Annotated in this window: 17 protein-coding genes; 8 read left to right on the top strand and 9 right to left on the bottom strand. The window is 49.3% G+C overall.

Annotation, left to right across the window (positions count from 1 at the left end; all coding sequences use genetic code 11):
* Window positions 1-131 precede the first annotated feature (131 nt).
* From ACYVH9_RS09445 to rbfA, 4 genes are all read right to left on the bottom strand, one after another.
* Window positions 132-1,199: a 3-keto-disaccharide hydrolase gene (locus tag ACYVH9_RS09445; RefSeq protein WP_460636060.1), complete on the bottom strand. Its 1,068-nt coding sequence runs from the start codon at window positions 1,197-1,199 to the stop codon at window positions 132-134.
* Between the two features lie 37 nt (window positions 1,200-1,236).
* Entirely contained in the window at window positions 1,237-3,795 is a 2,559-nt protein-coding gene (locus tag ACYVH9_RS09440) for a M1 family metallopeptidase (protein ID WP_460636059.1), read from the bottom strand.
* Between the two features lie 67 nt (window positions 3,796-3,862).
* Window positions 3,863-5,092: an ABC transporter permease gene (locus ACYVH9_RS09435; RefSeq protein WP_460636058.1), complete on the bottom strand. Its 1,230-nt coding sequence runs from the start codon at window positions 5,090-5,092 to the stop codon at window positions 3,863-3,865.
* Between the two features lie 110 nt (window positions 5,093-5,202).
* Entirely contained in the window at window positions 5,203-5,580 is a 378-nt protein-coding gene (rbfA, locus tag ACYVH9_RS09430) for a 30S ribosome-binding factor RbfA (protein ID WP_460636057.1), read from the bottom strand.
* A 207-nt stretch (window positions 5,581-5,787) separates the two neighbouring features.
* Between rbfA and ACYVH9_RS09425 the strand changes: the two genes are divergently transcribed.
* Window positions 5,788-7,215, top strand: coding sequence for a hypothetical protein (locus ACYVH9_RS09425; protein WP_460636056.1), 1,428 nt, complete (start codon window positions 5,788-5,790; stop codon window positions 7,213-7,215).
* On the opposite strand, the gene rpiB is transcribed toward ACYVH9_RS09425, so the two are convergent.
* Window positions 7,205-7,639 carry a ribose 5-phosphate isomerase B gene (gene rpiB, locus ACYVH9_RS09420; protein ID WP_460636055.1) on the bottom strand — a complete coding sequence of 145 codons (435 nt, stop codon included), beginning with the start codon at window positions 7,637-7,639 and terminating at the stop codon, window positions 7,205-7,207. The genes ACYVH9_RS09425 and rpiB overlap by 11 nt on opposite strands.
* 348 nt (window positions 7,640-7,987) lie before the next feature.
* Between rpiB and ACYVH9_RS09415 the strand changes: the two genes are divergently transcribed.
* Window positions 7,988-8,785, top strand: a complete 798-nt coding sequence (locus ACYVH9_RS09415; RefSeq protein WP_460636054.1) for an LOG family protein — start codon at window positions 7,988-7,990, stop codon at window positions 8,783-8,785.
* Window positions 8,786-8,791: 6 nt separating this feature from the next.
* On the opposite strand, the gene ACYVH9_RS09410 is transcribed toward ACYVH9_RS09415, so the two are convergent.
* Window positions 8,792-9,781 carry a helix-hairpin-helix domain-containing protein gene (locus ACYVH9_RS09410; protein WP_460636053.1) on the bottom strand — a complete coding sequence of 330 codons (990 nt, stop codon included), beginning with the start codon at window positions 9,779-9,781 and terminating at the stop codon, window positions 8,792-8,794.
* Between the two features lie 227 nt (window positions 9,782-10,008).
* Here ACYVH9_RS09410 and ACYVH9_RS09405 point away from each other — a divergent pair, with 227 nt between their 5' ends.
* Both ACYVH9_RS09405 and ACYVH9_RS09400 read left to right on the top strand, forming a co-directional pair.
* Window positions 10,009-10,896, top strand: a complete 888-nt coding sequence (locus ACYVH9_RS09405) for a DnaJ C-terminal domain-containing protein (protein ID WP_460636052.1) — start codon at window positions 10,009-10,011, stop codon at window positions 10,894-10,896.
* 26 nt (window positions 10,897-10,922) lie between these two features.
* Complete coding sequence (locus tag ACYVH9_RS09400) at window positions 10,923-11,210, top strand: chaperone modulator CbpM (protein WP_460636051.1); 288 nt, start codon at window positions 10,923-10,925, stop codon at window positions 11,208-11,210.
* A gap of 73 nt (window positions 11,211-11,283) precedes the next feature.
* On the opposite strand, the gene ACYVH9_RS09395 is transcribed toward ACYVH9_RS09400, so the two are convergent.
* The 3 genes from ACYVH9_RS09395 to pckA form a co-directional block, all read right to left on the bottom strand.
* The gene (locus tag ACYVH9_RS09395; RefSeq protein ID WP_460636050.1) at window positions 11,284-14,127 is read right to left on the bottom strand and encodes a PAS domain S-box protein; all 2,844 of its coding nucleotides are present in this window, start codon (window positions 14,125-14,127) and stop codon (window positions 11,284-11,286) included.
* Between the two features lie 271 nt (window positions 14,128-14,398).
* On the bottom strand, window positions 14,399-14,791 hold the full coding sequence (locus tag ACYVH9_RS09390; protein WP_460636049.1) for a hypothetical protein: 393 nt from the start codon (window positions 14,789-14,791) through the stop codon (window positions 14,399-14,401).
* A gap of 176 nt (window positions 14,792-14,967) precedes the next feature.
* Complete coding sequence (gene pckA, locus ACYVH9_RS09385; protein ID WP_460636048.1) at window positions 14,968-16,527, bottom strand: phosphoenolpyruvate carboxykinase (ATP); 1,560 nt, start codon at window positions 16,525-16,527, stop codon at window positions 14,968-14,970.
* A gap of 170 nt (window positions 16,528-16,697) precedes the next feature.
* Here pckA and ACYVH9_RS09380 point away from each other — a divergent pair, with 170 nt between their 5' ends.
* The 4 genes from ACYVH9_RS09380 to ACYVH9_RS09365 all read left to right on the top strand — a co-directional run bounded on the left by ACYVH9_RS09380 (window position 16,698) and on the right by ACYVH9_RS09365 (window position 20,188).
* Complete coding sequence (locus tag ACYVH9_RS09380; protein ID WP_460636047.1) at window positions 16,698-17,663, top strand: alpha/beta fold hydrolase; 966 nt, start codon at window positions 16,698-16,700, stop codon at window positions 17,661-17,663.
* Window positions 17,664-17,732: 69 nt separating this feature from the next.
* Entirely contained in the window at window positions 17,733-18,815 is a 1,083-nt protein-coding gene (locus tag ACYVH9_RS09375) for an SDR family NAD(P)-dependent oxidoreductase (protein ID WP_460636046.1), read from the top strand.
* Between the two features lie 129 nt (window positions 18,816-18,944).
* Complete coding sequence (locus ACYVH9_RS09370; protein ID WP_460636045.1) at window positions 18,945-19,520, top strand: TetR/AcrR family transcriptional regulator; 576 nt, start codon at window positions 18,945-18,947, stop codon at window positions 19,518-19,520.
* Entirely contained in the window at window positions 19,517-20,188 is a 672-nt protein-coding gene (locus ACYVH9_RS09365) for an NAD-dependent epimerase/dehydratase family protein (RefSeq protein ID WP_460636044.1), read from the top strand. Before ACYVH9_RS09370 ends, ACYVH9_RS09365 begins: the two co-directional genes overlap by 4 nt.
* Window positions 20,189-20,224 lie beyond the last annotated feature (36 nt).

Raw genomic sequence — 20,224 nt, 5'->3', positions numbered from 1 at the left:
CAATTGTACAACTGGATAACAACCTTCGTGCGGTTTCTGGTTTCTGATCGGGGTTGGTTTTCGCAAAAAAACGCCCGGCGAGCCGGGCGTTTTTTTGTCGATTTTCGGACTGCATGATGACTTTTGCGGTGTCACAATTCCCGCACCCAGATGTTCCGGAAGCTGATGGGTTCGCTCGGATCGCCGTGGGCCTGCAATTTGATCGGTGCCGACTCGTATTTTTTGTACTGGGGCTGGCCGATGTAAGTCGTCTCACCTTTCAATTCGAAGTTGTTCTGAACTACCGCACCGTTGTGGATAACCGTTACGTGGGCCGGTGTTTGCACCGAACCGTCGGCGTTAAACGTCGGAGCGGTCCAAATAATGTCGTACACCTGCCATTCACCCGGTTTTTTGCTGGCATTTGCCAACGGAATAGCCTGCTTATAAATACTGCCGGCCTGTCCGTTCGAATAAGTTTTGTTTTCGTACGAATCCAGTACCTGCAATTCGTACCCTGCATCACCCGGCCCGGTCGATGCCAGAAAAATACCGCTGTTTCCTCGACTCTGTCCGTTCAGCGTGATTTTTTCCGGAATCTTCCACTCGATATGAAGCTGATAATTTTTGAATGAACGTTTGGTTTCGATGTTTCCGACGGCTTTGTTCACGGTTAACACCCCGTTTTTTACCGTCCATTGGGCCGGCGATTTGTCTTTCACCGACACCCATTGGTCCAGGTTTTTTCCATCAAACAAAACGACTGCATCGGAAGGAGCATCGGATGGCGTTTTGCCCGGCGTAATGACTTTCGGCACGGGACTCCAAACTTCGGTATCTTCGGGTTTCATTTTCCGGTCGGCTGTGCTGGTACTGGCAGAACCACCCTGCTTCGTAAAGGTTCCCGTTACTTCCGTACCGTTATAGTCAACTGACAGGTACATTTTTTCACCTTCTATCCGGCCTTTAACGGGCAGTGTATTGCCTTGGTATTCGGTTTTAAACGAAAAGGCATTACCGTCTACTTTTCCATCGCTAATTGGCATAGAATTGTTTGCATTGCCGATCGTACCCGTTAGCTTGTCGCCTTCCGCTTTCAGATCCAGCACCAGGTTGTAATTGTCGGCGAGTGTTCCCGCCCACTTTCCGTCGATCGGACCCGCCAACGCCATAGTCAGGCTAAAAATGGCAAAAAAGAGTGCACTAAAAACAGATTTCATCATAGGGTTGTTAACTGGATTTGGTTTTACGAATGGGTTAAAAATCTTTGAATTGCTCGTACATTTCCTTTAGCTTCGGATCGCGTTCGCTCAGACGAATGTCTTTGCGCATGGATTTGACACCTTCAATGTCCTGCAACAAGCCCAGCACCTGATACGCGCCAAACCGCACGAAATACGCTGGGCTGGTGCGGGCCATCACCTCCAGCATCGGAATAGCCTGTCGCTGTAGATCCCCCCCGGAACGGATAAGAAATTTCCCAAAAACCTGCAGGAAGTTGTACAAATCCTGGGATTTCATCGTCGCCATTTTGCCAATGAACCAAGAGTAGCGGCTGGTGTCGTTTGAACTGGCGTAGTAATTGGCTACCGCCGTGACAATCTCTCCATTCGGCACATTTTCAAACCGGGCGGCAATCTCGCTGGCGTCCCCCGGTTTTCCTAACAAATACGAATCCAGGGCAGACGATACGACAGCGTACGACGAGTCGTTCAGCGCTTCCCGGAACAAAGGATCGTTTACATTGTCGGCATACGACGCCAGGGTGTTGATCGCTTCCTGCCGCACCAATGATTTGGCATCGTTGCGGGCTTTGCTTTGTACGATCCGCTCGACTTCCGAAAATTCGTATCCATCATATTCCGCGAAGTTTCCGACTGCCACCTGACGAATCTTCCAAAACTTATCATTCATCGCGGCCATCATCATGTGCCGAACCGTCGAATCAAGCAAATTGCTCTTATCCTCCAGGCGGGTAATCGATTCGTATTTGTCCGCATAATTATCCGTGTGGTAATACTGAAAAACCAGTTCCGGTTTGTTTTTGTCCTGCTCCACCGTTCCGACGATCCGGTGGTCGGCATCAAACACAATTAAATCCGGCCGTTGTTCCACCGAAAAGTTCAGCACTTGCTTGGCTTTATCGATCACGACATCGTAACTTTTTTTCTGGCCTTTCACCCACACATCAACCTTCACCGGTAAGCGGTAGATCGGCGTTCGGGTTGAATCCTGCTGCTGCAAAACCGTTAGCTGAACACCACCCGGGCGAAATTCTTTCTCGACCTTGATCACGGCATGGCCCGGCTTCAAAAACCATTGATTGAAGAACCAGTTTAGATCTTCCCCGGTCACTTCTTCAAAAGCTTCACGCAAATCACTTAATTCAGCGGTTTTAAAACGGTTCCGTTTCAGGTAAACGGAGAGCGATTCAAAAAAGGCATCGTCGCCCACGATCCGGCGAAGCTGGTGTAGCACCCGCCCCCCTTTGGCGTAAGAATGACTGTCAAACATCTGCTCCCGATCGGTATAATGATACCGGATCAGTGGTTCCTGCTTGGTTTCCGACTCGGCAATGTACTGGTTCAGATCGTCCAACCCGTGCATATCAGCGGAATAGACCCCTTCCTTATGCTCCCGCCAGAGGTATTCTGCGTAAGTCGCAAAGGCTTCATTTAGCGGCAGGTTGGCCCACGATTCCGCCGTTACCAGATTGCCAAACCAGTGGTGCGACAATTCGTGGGCAATCACATCATCGGAATTGCCATCTACCAGTTGGCGCTCATCCATCTGCACGGTTTCGCCGTGAACCGTGGCGGAGGTATTTTCCATAGCTCCGGTCACAAAATCGCGCACAGCAATCTGGCTGTATTTCTCCCAAACATACGGAACGCCAAATTTTTTCTCAAAAAACTCGACCATTGCGGGGGTACGGCCAAAAATAGCCCGGGCCGACGGTTCGTAAGCGGGTTCAACGAAATAACTGACCTCCAACGCTCCCCGCTGGTCGGTAGCGGGGAGGGAGTCCTTTACATACGCAAAATCGCCCACTGCGACCATCGCCAGGTACGGCGCATGGGGCAGCGACTGCCGCCAGTGATCGGTGCGGGTACTGTCCTGATTCAGGGTAGATGCTATCAGTGTTCCGTTGGAAAGCGTCCGAAATTTGTTGTTGACGGTCAGGTAAATTTCCTGCGTCATTTTTTCGTTCGGGGAATCGATGGTCGGAAACCAGCACGAATTGGCCTCCGTTTCGCCCTGCGTCCAGATTTGCTGCGGTTTATTCGGCTCGGCCCCGTCGTGGTTGATAAAATACAATCCCTTATCCTGCGAAATAGCCGCACTCCCCCCCAGCGGACGTTCGTTCGGTTTGGCCGTATACACAATCTGAATGTCGAAGGTATCCGCGCGGGTGTAAGTCCGCGGCAGCAGAATATGGATTTTCTGCCGGTCGTTGTAAGTATAATTCAACGTGTCGAAAACCGTCTCTCCGGATTTCAGCGTATCGAGCAGAAACACGCCTTTGATATCAAAGCCCTTGGCGTCAACATCCAGCGTATTTTGCGGGTAAAAATGCGGTTTAAACCGCAATCGGGCCACCCCGTGCACCCACTGCCGGATCCAGTCGAAATTCAGATCAAGCCGCGTGTGCAGCAAATCATGATGACGGGTTCGGCTCGGGTTGTAAGGACCGTTGACGGATAGCGAAGTTGCTTTTTTTTCAGTATCGACAGCGCGGTTTGTTTGCCCCAACGCCCAGTCACTACTGACCAAAAGAAGAAGAAGGAGAATACTATCTCGGAAAATTTTAAACATACTGTTAGTTACTTTGCCTTGTTCAAAACGACGCAATTCGTTTTTTAGTCCGTCACGTCCCAATCCGTTACTGCACACTATCAACGGCTTTCGAAACGGCAGCCGCTTTTTGGGCCGGGAACCACGAAACAACAATGGTTACCACGATTACGATCAGGGTAGTAACAATCAGGTCATTGGCCTGGAGTTTGACCGGATAAGCGTCAATCAGTGAGCTTTCAATGCCCATCGATACCAACCCAAACCGTTGCTGCACCAGACACAACCCAATGCCAAGAATCAAGCCGACGATGGCGCCAATGAAGGCCACAATTGACCCTTCAAAAATAAAAATACGCCGAACCAGCGAAGGCGATGCTCCCATCGCGTACAGAATAGCCACATCATCCTTTTTTTCAATCGCCAGCATCGACAACGAAAAAAAGATGTTGATCGACGCCACCAGCACCAGAAAGCCCAGCGTTACGGTTACAAATAGTTTTTCAACCCGAATGGCCCGAAACAAATCCGGATTCAGGTCATCCCGGTCCATGATCACGACCGACTTGCCCAGCTGTTTTTGCAGGGACTCTTTCAGCAACGCAATATCGGCCTCCGGTTTGACTTGCAGCTCCAACGAAGATAACTGATTTTGTTGATAGCCAACCAAATCGCGCACCACGCTTAACGGAGCCAGCACGTAATCGTTGAAATTATCCTCGATAAAAAAAACACCGGACACCGCGAAATCGGCCCGGTTAAAGGCGTCGGCCGACAAAACCGTATAGGATTTGCGGTTTTGTGGGTACCAGAGCTCCAACAGCGTCAGTGGGTCTTCGGGCGAGATCAGCAGCGCGTTACGCACACCTTCGGCAACCAATGCGTAGTTCACCCCGTCTTCCTGCAAACGCAACCGCCCCTCTACCAAAGCCGTATCCAACTGCCGCCGTTGCAGGTACGAATTGTCGATTCCTTTCAGTTTGACCACCGTCTGGCCATCGCGGTAACGCGCCAGGGCGTTATCTTCAATCACCTGGGTAATCAGGTTCACCTCTCCACTTTTCCGGATTTTTTGCAGCAACGCGGGCGAAACCGTCAGGCGTTTCCCCTGGGCCGGGGCAATGGTCAGGTCGGCTTCAAAGGTCTTGAAAATCATTCGATTCAACTCCCCCATTCCGTTAAAAACCGATAGCACCACCACCAGCGCCATCGTTCCTACCCCCACGCCCAGCATTGACACCAATGAAATCAGATTGATGAAACTACGTTTGCGCTTCGAGAAAAAATACCGTCGGGCAATCCAGAGGGGAAGATTCATGATCAGTAAGCCAAAATAGCAATCTAAGGTATTCGGTTTTATCGCGCTTGTTACACCGTTCCGGATGTCTTCTGCCTAACAAACCCAATGAGGGCTCACCCGAAAAACCGTCAATCCTCCTCCTCACCTTCCGGTGCCGGTGGAATTTCCAGATTGGCGAACAGCGCATCCATTTTGGCCGCGTACTCGGCGGTATCGTCGATAAAAAAGTGCAGTTCCGGAATAATCCGAAGCTGATGACGCACGCGGTCGCCCAGTTGCTGACGAATGGACTTGCCTCGTTCTTTAATCAACTCCAGCAGCGATTCTTTATTCGGGGTAGCCAGAAAGCTCAGGTATACCCGCGCAATGCTCAGGTCGGGCGATACCCGCACGTTGGTGACGGTAATAAAGGCCCCATTGAACAGGTGCCGACTATCACGCTGAAAGATTTCGCTCAGATCTTTCTGTACCAACCTCGCTACTTTCTGCTGTCGTTTCGATTCCATACTCTGAAAAAATAATAATCCATTAACAGTGAATGATGAACAGCAACACGAATCACAGCCAGCAAAACCGTGCGGATCGTCCATGATTTGTTGTCCATTATTCCTTGTTTACTCCCGCAAATATCCGCCTTTTATTCGACTTCTTTCACCTAAAGCGTTAATTTCGTCGCTCCATTCCCGGGTACATACGGTAAAACAAGTAATCAATTGTTAAGTTTTTTTCGGGTTAATTCTACGCTCCAAATCGTCGGTCTGCTGCTTTTGCTGCTTCTGATCCGTTTGCCGTTGTTGCTCTCGCCACCTCCCCTGCTGATTCCGGAATTAAACTGGATGCTGGTGGGAGAACAGATGCGGAACGGAAATTTGCTGTACCGCGATATCTGGGACAGCATCAGTCCGTTGTCGGCCCTGGTCTACTGGCTGATTGACCTAACCGTCGGCCGGTCGCATCTGGCTTACCACCTGGCGGGCACGGCGGTAGCGGCTTTTCAGGTGTTTTACTTCAACTGGATGATGAACGTGCGCGATATTTACCCGGATCGCAACTGGATTCCAGGGCTGGTTTATGCTCTGTTTCTGAACATGTCGTTCGATTGCAGTACGTTGTCGCCGGTTTTACTGTCGACTACCTTTCTGTTGCTGGCCTTCGGAACGCTTGTTAAGCAGATGGACCGGCGGGGTGCCACCGACGAAGTTTTTGAGATCGGTTTTTACATCAGCCTTGCAGCCCTTTTTTATTTGCCGTCAGCCCTGTTCATCATCTGGGCACTGATGGCTCTATTGCTTTTTACCGGGGCGAGTTTCCGGCAACATTCGCTGCTCGTGTTCGGATTTGCCTTTCCCATTCTGTTGACGGTTCTGTACTATTACCTGGCCGACAGCCTGGACGATTTCAACCGCAATTTGCTGTCGTCGGTTTTTCGGGTTCGTCAGTATGACCTGACCGATTTTCAAACCCTACTGGCGTCCCTGTTTCTGCCCTTTGCGATGGGGACGCTCGGTTTACTGAGTTTGTTCCGCCAAACCGCCCGGTATGTCAACTTTCAGCAACGGTGTCAGCAAATTATGATGATCTGGACCTTAACCGCGCTTATTTCGGTCGGACTGATGCCGTTTCTGGCTCCCATGCTATTCATCAGCTTTGTGCCCGCCCTGGCCTTTTTTGCCAGCTATTATTTTCAGGGAATCCGGCGGGAATGGATTGCGGAAATCATCTTTATGGGCGTCTTCGTCTTTATCCTATTGATTCTGTATCAAGGTGCCTTGCCGCTGGTTCGCAATTGGGAAGTTGGCCGGTTGAGTGCCTTACAGGTAAAGTCTTCTCCCGTGGATCGGCACATTCAAAACCAGAAAATCCTGGTGATTGGCGAAGATATCAGTGCTTACCGAAACAACCAGGCTGCCACGCCGTACCTCAACTGGGATCTGGCTAAATACGACCTTCGAAATCTCGACAATTACGAAAGCATCATTAGCATTTACGATCATTTTCGCAAAGACCCGCCCCAGTTTATCATTGATAAAGAAAACGTTATCAAAAAGCTTTTCCAACGGGCTCCCTCGCTAGCCTCTCTGTACGAAAAAACTGAACTGGAGGGAGTCTACCGCCGAAAAGAGGAGTCTATCAGCAACTGATTTTGCCCACCCGCGTCTGGTGACGTCCTCCTTCAAATTCCGTCGCCAGAAACCGTTTCACACATTCCAGCGCTTCTTCCGCCGAAATATAGCGCTCCGGAAGGCAAAGAATGTTGGCATTGTTGTGCTGCCGGGCCAGTTCGGCCAGTTCGGGTAGCCAGCAAAGTGCGGCCCGAATACCCTGGTGTTTGTTCGCCGTAATGGCTACGCCATTCCCGCTGCCACAAACCAGAATACCCCAGTCAAACTGTTTGGCTTCAACGGCCATCGCCACAGGATGCGCGAAATCCGGGTAGTCAGCGGAGGATTCGGTATACGTGCCAAAATCTTTCGTTGGATAACCTTCTTTTTCCAACCAGGCAACAATTTCCTGTTTGTACGCAAAGCCGGCATGATCGGCACCAACGGCAATGGAGGGTTTCATGGGATTTTTATTGAGAATTGAAACTAAAAATTAGATTATGCGTTATTATTTTCCGGTTCTGCCAACAGCGGCTTACCAGTTCGTTGAAAGAGCTGAATTCGACAGCTGAATGACAAATTCGAAACAAAGTAAACACTCAAACAAGCAGCATCAACGCAATTCATACTCTAAATTTTGCAAAAGCCGTTCGAAATTACCAGCTTACTGCCACGAACAAACTCATAAAAATACCCCACCATCAGGGAATTCGGAGCATTGGCGAATTTGAAAATTCAGACGTGAGCAGCCGTTTCAGGGCCAATTTTCAAGTGAGCAGTCTCCCCAGCTCCCGCACAGAACAGTTACTATATGGACGCAGAAAAAACAGTACAACGATCAGAAACTCAGGACGTTTCCCAAATTCAAAAAGATCTTCCCAAACGGGACGAATTGCTGCTGACACCGGACGAACAGCGCATCAAAGAAGCTTTTCAAGACCGAAACTGGAACGAAATAAAAATTGCCGATTCCTGGGTCATTTTTAAAGTGATGGCTGAGTTTGTCGAAGGATTTGATAAACTCGCTAAAATTGGGCCTTGTGTGTCGATTTTTGGATCGGCCCGCACCAAACCCGATCACCCGTATTACCAGATGGCCGAAGAAATTGCCGCTAAGCTGGTCAAAAACGGCTACGGCGTCATCACTGGCGGTGGGCCCGGCATTATGGAGGCCGGAAACAAAGGCGCTTTTGAACAGGGCGGAAAATCAGTTGGATTGAACATTCACCTTCCATTTGAGCAGGAAAGTAACATTTACATCGACCCGGATAAAAACATCAATTTTGATTTCTTCTTCGTCCGGAAAGTTATGTTCGTTAAATACGCGCAGGGCTTTATTGCCTTACCGGGCGGTTTCGGTACGCTGGATGAATTGTTTGAATCACTCACGTTGATTCAGACCAAAAAAATTGCTCGTTTCCCGATTGTGCTGGTTGGCAAGTCATTCTGGCAGGGGCTGGTCAGTTGGATTGAAGACGTGATGCTGGAGCAGGAAAAAAACATCAGTCCCGGCGATATGAAACTATTTTCGGTGGTTGACACCCCCGATGAAGCCGTGAAGGCAATCGATGATTTTTATTCAAAATATATGCTTAAGCCGAACTTCTGACCAGGCTCAAAATTCCAGGTAAGGTGTCAACTTTTCCAGGGTTGACGCATCCAGAACCCGAATATTGCGTAACGATTCGGGTGACGTATAAGCCCCGTGCTGGGTTCGATAGTTGACAATAACCTGGGCCTGCTTTCTGGATAAATAAACGTGTTGATCAAGTCCTTCCACAGTAGCGGTATTTACCGCTATTTTTTTGGCCGGTGACACCAATTTCCCATAAGCTGTTAGTTCCGAGAGCGCCAGCGAATCAAGGCCAAAAACCTCCCGGTATTGATCAACGGAAACAAACCCGCCGAGGGCATCCCGAAATTTCACGATCCGGAGCGCCAGCTTTGATCCAATGCCGCGCAGTTTTTTCAGTTCCGTCGTGTCGGCGGTATTGATATCAAACGGTTTCAACACGGTTTTGTACGACCGATCCGGCAAAGAACGTTCGTGGGTGGTTGCGGGTTGGTCAACCGGAAAGGGCCGGTGAACCGTTCGCTCCCGTTGACTACCCTCCCATTGAGAAGGACGACTGGTTTCATTCAGCTGGATAAACGGCTCCAGATCAGCGTATAAGTCGGGCGAAAAATCATAAATCTTCAGCAGATCCTCTTTCTTCCGAAACCGTCCTCCTTTGGATCGGTAGCGCACAATGCGGTCGGCCAGCCAGCGGGGTGCTCCCAAACGCTGCCAGCTTTCGGAATCGATCGTATTGGGATCAAACGAAAACCGCTCCACCTTTTTCGGTTCAACTTCATTTTGATAACGCCCCGGACGTTGCTCATACGCTTTCGGTTCACGCGGGTCGGCTTCCAGCAGCGCAACCAGGCTATCCAACTGACGTTGATCCGTTTGGGTCGTATCAGGAACGGCATCAGGAACCCACAGCCGGTACAGTAAGGGCAGGACCAGCAAAAAAACCGATACGAACAACAGGGCGAGCAGCCCCCGGGCCTCTTGCTGGGAAGCGCCAAAATAATCACGAACAACCGACAGAACTTTCTTCATACGTTAGCCGACGGGTAAAACACACGCCGGACGGTTTTTCAGAATCTGCCTGTTTAGACGATCGAAAACCGGAAAGTAACGGTTGTGCAAAGTGGATAATTTGTAATTTTAGGAAGGCGAGCTTGGCCCGTAAAAGCCGAAAACCGCTTAAACAAATCGGCGAGAGGGAAGTTCCAGTAGGTTAAAGTCAATGCCGCTCTCTTCAGCATCTTATACCGTACACTGTCATGGCATTTATTGATTATTACCAAACGCTCGGCATCGACAAGGGTGCTTCTACCGAGGATATTAAAAAAGCGTATCGGAAACTGGCCCGGAAGTATCATCCGGATTTAAACCCTAACGACAAGGAAGCCAATGCCAAATTCCAGCAGATTAACGAAGCCAATGAAGTATTGAGTGATCCAGAAAAGCGTCAGAAATACGATCAGTACGGCGAGCATTGGCAACATGCGGATCAGTTTGAACAGGCCCGTCGATCCGGGCCATCAACCCAGCAGGGCGGGCAATCCTATTCGGGCGATGCTTATTCAGGTACGGATTTCTCCGATTTTTTCGAGTCGTTTTTTGGTGAATCGGCCCGGGGCCGGGGAGGTCGACAAGCGCAGTTTCGCGGGCAGGACTACACCTCAGAACTGCACATAACCCTGCAAGAAGCTTACCAAACGCACCAGCACACGCTGAATGTGAACGGCAAAAACATCCGCATCACTGTTCCGGCGGGTATTGCGAATGGGCAGGTTATTAAGCTCCGTGGCCAGGGTGGGCCGGGCGCCAATGGCGGCCCTCCGGGTGATCTATTCATCACGTTTGTCGTGGCGGATGACCCGGTTTTCAAGCGGTTAAATGATGATCTTTACCTGACCGTTGATCTGGATTTATACACGGCGGTGCTGGGCGGAGAGCTTACGATTGATACACTAAGCGGAAAAGTTAAACTAAAAGTCAGTCCGGAAACCCAGAATAACACCAAAGTCCGGTTAAAAGGCAAAGGATTTCCGGTTTACAAACAGGACGGCAAATTCGGAGACTTGTACGTCACCTACTCCGTCAGGATTCCCACCGGCTTAACCGAAAAACAGAAAGAGTTATTCCAGGAGTTGTCGCACTTATAAATCGCAGCATTATGGTACCGGAAGATATGATCCTTGTAGAAGACTATTGTCTGAAATATACTATTGAAGAAACCTTCGTTCATTCGCTGGAGGAATACGGTTTGATCGAACTTAGTGTGGTAGAAGAGCAGCGGTGTATTCCAATTCACCAGCTACAGTCCATCGAGAAGTTTGCCACTCTTTATTACGATTTAAACATCAACCTGGACGGCATTGATGCAATTCATCACCTGTTGTACAAAATTGAATCGCTCCAGGATGAGATTAAGCAACTGAAAAACCAATTGAGTCTGTACAGACCCAGCGACATTTAAAACGGCTGGTCAAGCCCCACAAAAGCTTAACCAGCCGCTAGTTGGCTGACGAAAACCCGATAAAGACCGGCCGTCATCGGTCCGGGTTGGCCTCCAGAACCGCCCGAATAGCCGGCAGCTCCGATTCCAGTACCAGAATATATTGTTCAACCAGGGGGACGATTTCAGACATCGGTTTTTTCTCCGCAATCAGCGCTTCTGTGTTCATAATGAGTCGAGCGGCTTCGTTCAGTCCAAAGGTCTGAATAACGGCTTTCTGAGTATGGATCAGGCGTTTGATGGCGGCCAAATCACCTTCCTCCAGACATTGGCGCAACTGCTGAATTTCGCTCGGCGTCTGGTGCAGAAAAAGTGTCATCATTTCGCCCGCAAAAGTCATATCATTTCCTACGGCATCGAGAAGCGGTTCAACAGTGAAACTAGGCTTTGGTAACATATACGGTTTTTGAGTCGGTAGTTTGGTCGGCACTGTCGGTAAATATTTGCGCATGATGCGCTGTAATTCATCAATCTGAAACGGCTTAGGAATGAAATCGTTCATTCCGGCCTGCAAACATTGTTCCCGTTCATTCGCCAGGGCGTGGGCGGTCATTGCAATAACGGGCACGGCATTTTTGAGCGTGTTTCGGATATGGTATGTCGTTGTGTAGCCATCCATGACGGGCATTTGAATATCCATCAGAATCAAATCCACCGACTCCTTTTGGAGCAGATCCAGGGCTTTCTGGCCGTTTTCAGCCACCTGCGCCGTGTAGCCCAGGCGACTTAACACCTGAAGCGCCAGCTTTTGATTCATCACGTTGTCTTCTACCACCAGAATGCTCACTTCCCGCGCTTCGGCAGTAGACTTATCGACCTCCAGCTCAATCTCATGATCGGCCTGATGCGGTGCCAGTTTATACGGTATTTCGAGTGTGAAGGTTGACCCTTCCCCCAAATTACTTTCAACGTTTACCCAGCCCCCCTGCATTTCGGCCAGGGATTTAACGATATTCAACCCCAGCCCGGTACCGCCGTAATAACGGGTAGTAAAATCACTGGCCTGCCGGAAACGTTCAAAAATATGGGGTAGAATTTCTTTCTCCATTCCGATTCCCGTATCCTCAACTGTGAACCGAATTTGGGCGAATTCATCCCCCTGTTCGCGGTTTTCAATGAGCACCGTCACGCCCCCCTGCTTCGTAAACTTGATGGCATTACTGAGCAAATTTAGCAGAATCTGCGTGAGTCGAGTGGGATCACCCAGCACCACAGGTGGCAAATCGGGGTCGGTGACGACCGTAAGGTAGAGGCTTTTATCGGAGGCTGTCGAGTCAAGCATCGTCCGGATCGAATCGACCAACGACGTAATACTGAATGGGATACTTTCCAGCGGAAGCATCCCTGCCTCAATTTTTGAGATGTCAAGAATATCGTTGACGATCGTTAACAGATTTTTGCCCGCCGTCCGGATATAATCCACAAATTCTTTTTGCTCCGAACTAAGCGCCGTCGAATCGAGCAGGTTCGAGAAGCCCAGGATGGCATTGAGCGGAGTCCGGATTTCATGGCTCATATTGGCCAGAAACTGCTTTTCCGTATGGCGGGCATCTTCGGCCACCTGCTTGGCCTGGGCCAGCTCCTGTTCAAGTTGTTTGCGCTCAGTAATGTCGTAATGAATACCCATCGACCCGCTAACATTGCCGTCTTCATCGACAATAGGGGCTCCGCTGATAATGACCCAAAGGGGTGATCCATCTTTCCGTTTCAGTCGCAATTCGTAAGAACTTGCCCCTCCTTCACGCCTGAAATGCTGCTGTTTCTTCAAAAACTCATTGAACTCTTCCGGCACCAGCAATTTATCCGCCCGCTGCCCGATGAGTTCATCTTCGCGGTATCCGACCATCTGGCAAAACCGGTCGTAAGCGCGCTTAATAACCTGATTATTATCAACTTCGATCAGACCAAGTTCCATCCGGTTCATGATACCCCGGTATTTCTCTTCACTTTTCCGAATCAGCTCTTCAGCCTCAAATTTTTCGGTTATGTCCGTATACTGCCAAAGGTGCCCCCGGTACTGGCCTTCCAGAAAGATAGGAATGGCAGTTCGCTCCAGCGTCCGACCGTCTACCAGCTTAACAACCTCACTCGTAACGGCATACTGCCGACGACGTTCTTCGTCCAGTGTATTGATGAACTGCTGGGGATTGACAAATAAATCTTTCGGAGGCCTGGTGAGCTGTACGTAATCCATGCCGATCAATTCTTCGGGCGAGAAAGGCACGTTGAACAGATCGCAATACAACTGATTGGCTATTATAACCTTACGGTTTTCATCTTCAACCAGTACGCCCGCTTGCAGATTGGAAATGAGCGATGTCAGGCGGGCCTGAGTGGACCGAAACGCATCCTGATCAATGACCCGTTGCGTAATGTCACGGGCCACTGCCACCAGCTCCGGCCCGGTTCCGTCTCCCTCGATCAATCGCACGGTTTGCCCAATCCAAACGGTATGCCCATTTTTGGCCTTGACCGGGAATTCGATGTAGGTACTCGGTTTCCGGGTTTGGATCATCGTTTGATAAAACTCGATGAGCGTAGACCGCCAGGCTGGTAAAATCAAATTGATGAAATTCAGCCCAATAATGTCTTCCTCGGTATACCCAAGGCTCTGTTCGACAACGGGATTGACAAACGTGAAAAAACCGTCAATAGACGTTTTGAAAATAATGTCCTGTACGGATTCAACGACGTGACGGTACTGCTTCTCGCTTTTCTGCAACTCTTCAATCTGCTCTTCCATCTGCTCGTGCAGAAGATGCAGTTGCTCATTAGCCTCAGTAAGTTGTCTGGATTTCTCTTCCAGTATAGCCTCAACCTGCCGACGTGCTGCCTGTTCAAGGGCGAGTTGGCGTTCGAGGTTTTCAATTGAAGACATAACTAGGTTGACAAAAATTAACTGAACTCTAATTTGCCATTATTTACACGTTGGAAACATCGAAAATCTGACAATTCACAATGCATATGCCACCAATCCTCCTATCACTTAGAAGAAGTTCAGTAATATTTATCTAGCAACGCTGAGAGATGGTATCAACTCGACTGTCGAAATAACGAAATTATTAATAAATTATAGCAACAATTATGCCGCTAAAAAACAAAAATCCAGCCTGAAAAGCTGGATTTCTACCTAATAAATTTTCCTGTTGTCAGTTCATACTCACCAGGCGAGTGGCCGCTACAACGGGAGCCTTGGTTTGCAGGGTCACGGTTTTCACTTCCGTGTATCCGCCGTCTGATATTTCGACTTTATAAACCCCATCTTCCAGTTGGTTCATATCGAATCGGAGGCTGACGGTTTCGCTGCCTTTCCCTACTTTTTTGGTTGCCAGCGTATAACCGTCACTGTTAACCAACCGAATATCGACTTTGCTGTCTTTCGCTTTACTGACATTGACCCCTACTTTCATGCTGTTAATCATGGGGTACACTGCCGATTGAAAGGTGGATTTGGCTTCCTTCTTTTCGTTGTTGTCGGTGGCAAATGCAACTGAAGTCGTTAACGTAAAAGCAAGCAAAGCGGAAGCAAGTAGCGTTTTCATGAGATTTGTTGTTTAAGGATTGTTCTGTTTTGTCGTTTACTGCCTTTTCGGCGGATTGATGACTCAAAGTTATCAAAAACATAAGGTACCTTGCTATACATAGTACTTTAGCGGTAAAAATACCGGGCTGAATGGTCAATAGTCTAGACGAGGCTATCGACCGGCCCGGTATTTCATTAAGCAGCTTTAGAAAAATCGTTGTACTGCTTGTAGTTGTCTTCAAATTCTTTCTGAAGCGCCTTGGCCCTGGCCATGTATTGGTCACGGTCTTCCCAAACCGGATTCAGGATTTCGGCCGGAACGCCTTCACACGCCGTTGGAATCTGCAAGTCAAAAACTGGGAGTGTTTCAAATTCATTGTCACCCAGCTTTCCAGACAGGGCCGCATTGATCATGGCTCGCGTATAAGGCAGCTTGATTCGCTCGCCAATTCCATACGGGCCTCCCGTCCAGCCCGTGTTGATCATCCAGACGTTTACATTGGACTGCTCAATTTTTTCACGCAGCAACTGAGCATACGCCAGCGGATGCAGCGGCATGAAGGGAGCTCCAAAGCAGGCACTGAACGTGCTTTGTGGTTCTTCAACCCCTTCCTCCGTACCAGCAATCCGGGCAGTATAACCCGAAATAAAATAGTACATGGCCTGTTCCGACGTTAACTTCGAGATAGGCGGCAGAATTCCGTAGGCATCGAAGGTGAGAAAAAAGAGGTTAGCAGGCGTCGGCCCCACCGACGGATCGGCATAATGATCAATAAAAAAAATGGGGTACGACACCCGGGTGTTTTCGGTAATCGAGCGGTCTTCGTAATTGATGGTTTTGGTATTAGGAAAAAATACCGCATTTTCAACCAACGCGCCCTTCTTGATGGCTTTGTAAATGCCCGGTTCGTTTTCGGGGTCCAGATCAATACATTTGGCATAACAACCGCCTTCGATATTGAAAATACCCCGCTCCGACCAGCCGTGCTCATCGTCGCCAATTAGTTTGCGGTCCGGATCCGTACTGAGCGTGGTTTTGCCCGTTCCGCTGAGCCCAAAAAAGATCGCGGTATCCCCTTTCGCTCCGATATTAGCTGAGCAGTGCATACTCAACACGTTTTCCTCGTGAGGAAGCAGGTAGTTCAGCACCGAGAAAATTCCTTTCTTGATCTCGCCGGTGTAGGCCGATCCTCCAATCAGGATAATGCGTTTTGAGAAATTGACAATTGAAAAGTTGCCCTGGCGGGTGCCATCGATTTCCGGATCAGCCTCAAAACCAGAGGCCTGCAAGATTAGCCAGTCTGTTTTTTTATCCATCGAAAATTCAGCTTCCGGCCGAATAAAAAGATTATAGCAAAACAGGCTCGCCCAGGGCGTTTCCGTAATGGTGCGGATAGTCATCGCGTATTCCTCATCGGCACAGGCCAGGCAATCCCGCACCCACACTTTTTTGCCTTCGAAATAATCGCAGACTTTTTCAAAAAGAAGATCAAAATATTTCTCTTCAATAGGGTGATTCACGTTGTTCCAGTCAACGCTTTTTTCGGTCAGGCTGTCTTTCACAATGAATTTATCATCCGGTGCCCGCCCGGTAAATTCGCCCGTTTTCACCACCAGCGCTCCGGTATCCGCCAGTTCGCCCTGTCCCAGATCCAGCGTCTGCTGGATGAGTTCTTCCGGCGGGAGCTGATAAAAAAGCTCTTCAGGCGTAAAAAGATCCTGTATTTTCTCGGGTTGTTCCGTGGCCGTTTTCATAAGCTGATTGGTTCGATCCTTTCTTAATAACTGCTACACGGAAACCAAGGTTTTCCTGAAGGCCAATCCCAACCAGCAATAATCACTGGGCAATACCGTCGAAAAAGTGCTTTCCTCCTGAACAACCGCCCCGCTGGCGGGTTGCTCTGGGTAAAGAAATTTCCCGAACCATGCGAATCGTTCCGTGTCTTCTCGTTGGTCTCTTTTTCAGCCTGACCCTTTCCCCCACAGCTGCTCAATCTACAGCTATTGCTTACCCTTATCCGGTGCACTTTCTGCCGCTTACGATTGAATCGAAATCTGTGCAGATGGCCTATATGGACGTAAAACCGGCCCAACCGAATGGCAAAACAGTTTTGTTATTACACGGCAAAAATTTCAACGGATTTTACTGGAAAAGCGTCATCCAGTGGCTCACCCAAAACGGCTACCGGGCCATTATCCCCGACCAGATCGGCTGGGGCCAATCGTCACATCCCGACATTCACTATAGTTTTCACCGGCTGGCAGCCAATACCCAGAAGCTGCTGGATACACTGGGTATTCAGAAAGTGACGGTTTTAGCGCATTCGATGGGCGGTATGCTGGGCACCCGGTTCGCCCTGATGTATCCGGAAACCGTCGAAAAACTGATCCTGGAAAATCCGATTGGTCTGGAGGATTATAAAACATTTGTGCCTTACCAGACCATCGAGCAGCAATTCCAGAAAGAAAAATCGGCCACACTCGAATCGTACCGCCACTACCAGAAGAGCTACTACCCGGTTTGGAAACCGGCCTACGAAGAGCTTGTTCGTGTGCAGGCCAGCGACCTGAATTCATCCGACTTCAATGCCATTGCCTGGGCCAATGCCGTAACCTACCTCATGATTTATGAGCAACCGGTTTGTTACGAATTTGGCAACCTGAAACCGCCTACATTGCTCATTATCGGACAGGAAGACCGTACGGTAGTTGGCAAAGCACTGCTGCCCAAAGCTCAACAAGCCCAACATGGCCAGTATCCCGAACTAGGAAAGAAAACCGTCCAAAAGATTCCCTCCGGAAAACTAGTCGAATTGGCTGGTATTGGACATATTCCGCACATTCAGGAGCCACAGGCCTTTCTGAAGGCATTAGGAGATTTTTTGCGATAAGCAGTAATTTTTCTAACCATCTAACCCGCTAAGCAGTTAGATTTTAAGCAATCAACCAAGGCATATATTATGAACACACAGAAAAGCAAAACAGCACTTATCACGGGCGCTTCCAGTGGAATTGGTCAGGAACTAGCCAAACTATTTGCTAAAGACGGTTATAATCTCGTTCTGGTTGCCCGGAGCACCGACAAACTCAACGAACTCGGTGGCCGTTTCTGGGATGATTTTGGTGTCGAAACGACCGTGATTACCAAAGATTTGTCTGAAGAGGATGCGGCCCGAGATGTTTATCAGCAGGTAAACGATAAAAATATTTCTATTGATGTGCTCGTCAACGATGCCGGTGTTGGTCTGTACGGGAATTTTGCAACCGATACCGACTGGGAAAAAGAGAAGGCCCTCATTCACCTGAACGTCCTGACTACCACGCTCATGACGAAGCTTTTTCTGAAGGATATGGTGGAGCGGAACGAGGGAAAAATCCTGAACCTTGCTTCGCTGGTTTCCATTACGCCTATGCCGCTGATGGCCGTTTATGCGGCTACCAAAGCTTATATTTATAACCTTACGCAATCGCTGATCAATGAGTTGAAGGATACGAATGTCAGCGTGACGGCTTTGTTGCCAAATGCCACGGACACCGATTTCTTCAATAAAGCGGGGGCAACCCACACCAAAGTCACCGAAAACCTCGACGATCCGGCGGTGGTTGCGAAAGATGCGTACAATGCCCTGATGAAAGGAGCGTCCAAGGTGGTGCCGGGCGGTTTGGGTAATAAAGCCTATGAAGTACTGGCGTACGTAGCGCCCCAGGAAGCCGTGGCGGGTATGATGCGAAAAAACATGGAGCCCAAAGATCAGGCCACGACCGAAGAAAAAAACAACAAAGCAGCCTGGGCCTGGGGCCTGGGACTCGCTACGGTTGTGCTGGCCGGAGCCGCTCTGGCACTTGCTTACAACAACAGCAATGATTTTACGAAAGCACGATACCGGTATCGTGCCAACAGGCTGAAATCCAACGCAGATGACGTCTACGAAGATGTAAAAGATGCGCTCGTAGGTGGTCTGAATAGTGTTAAAGATGCCATTTCAACCGCTAAAGAGGTCGTGGCAAAAGCCAAAGAAACCATTGCCGAAGCAACGGCCTAACGGATAAAACCGTTTTGACCCGTCGGAAAACCGCTTTGTATGTTGCCTACAAGCTGGTGATCCGACGGGTTTGATCATATTGGTCCTGCGTATACCTTTACATTCACAGCGTGATTAGTCAATCTTGATGTGGAAAAATCGGACCGAATTTTAGCGACAGCCCTATCCCTTTTTGTGACCTACGGTTTCCACGGAACACCCACCAGCCGCATTGCAGCCGAAGCCGGGGTGTCGAATGGAACGCTTTTTCATTACTTCAAAACGAAAGATGAGCTGGTGGTTGCGTTGTACAACCGGATAAAAGAAGAGCAGAACACTGATTTGTCCACCCAACTTGGCCAAGCCAACGGGGCACAAGGAAGACTACAAACCCTGTTTGTCGAATCGGTTCGCTGGGCGGTGAAGCATCCGGATGAATATTATTTTATCCAGCAGTTTCATTTCTCACCCCACCTGAACCTGGTTTCTTCCGAAAACCGCGAACGACAGGATCACCTGCACCGGCAGCTCCTGGAAGAAAGCCTTCAGCAAAATTGGCTCAAACCATTGCCAGCTGAACTGATTGGAACGTTATGGAATAGCCATATCACCGGAACGTATCATTACATCCTGACCCATAAATCAACGGAATCCGAACAGCAGGCATTGATCCAGCAGGCTTTTGATTTAGTCTGGACTATGCTGGCAAATCCCGAAACCCGATGAATGAACCGGCATTGCGAGTCATTATTACTGGTGCCACCGGCATGGTGGGCGAAGGGGTTATGCAGATATGCCTAAACCGCCCCGATGTCGAAACCGTATTGGTCATCAACCGCAAACCCTGCGGAGTTGCTCACCCCAAGCTGAAAGAAATCATTCACAGCGATTTCTTCAATCTTTCGCCCATCGAAAACCAGTTAAGCGGCTATAACGCCTGCTATTTCTGTCTGGGTGTTTCATCGGTTGGTATGTCACAGCAAGACTATTACCGGCTGACTTATACCTTAACGATGCACGTAGCCCAAACACTCAGTCGTCTGAATCCAGACATGACGTTCTGCTATGTTTCCGGGGGCGGCACCGACAGCTCCGAGAAAGGACGTTTGGCCTGGGCGCGCGTAAAAGGCAAAACAGAAAACGACCTGATGAAACTTCCTTTCCGGCAGGTATACGCTCTTCGGCCCGGTTTTATCAAACCTTTCGACGGGCTGAAAAACGCCCACCGCTATTATACTTTCATCGCCTGGCTTTTTCCGCTGGGTCGGGCGCTGTATTCCAAAGGGTTTTGTCGAATGGAGGAATTGGCCCGGGCCATGCTTTACGTCACGAAAAATAGCTACCCTACCAACGTGCTGGAAGGCGACGACATCATCAAAGCGGGTAAGGCATAACCATAAAAAAGCCAGGTCACTTCTGAGGAGTAACCC

The organism is Larkinella harenae (assembly GCF_054780515.1).
The sequence above is the reverse complement of the archived record's forward strand: the minus strand, read 5'-3'. Positions and strand labels throughout refer to the sequence as shown.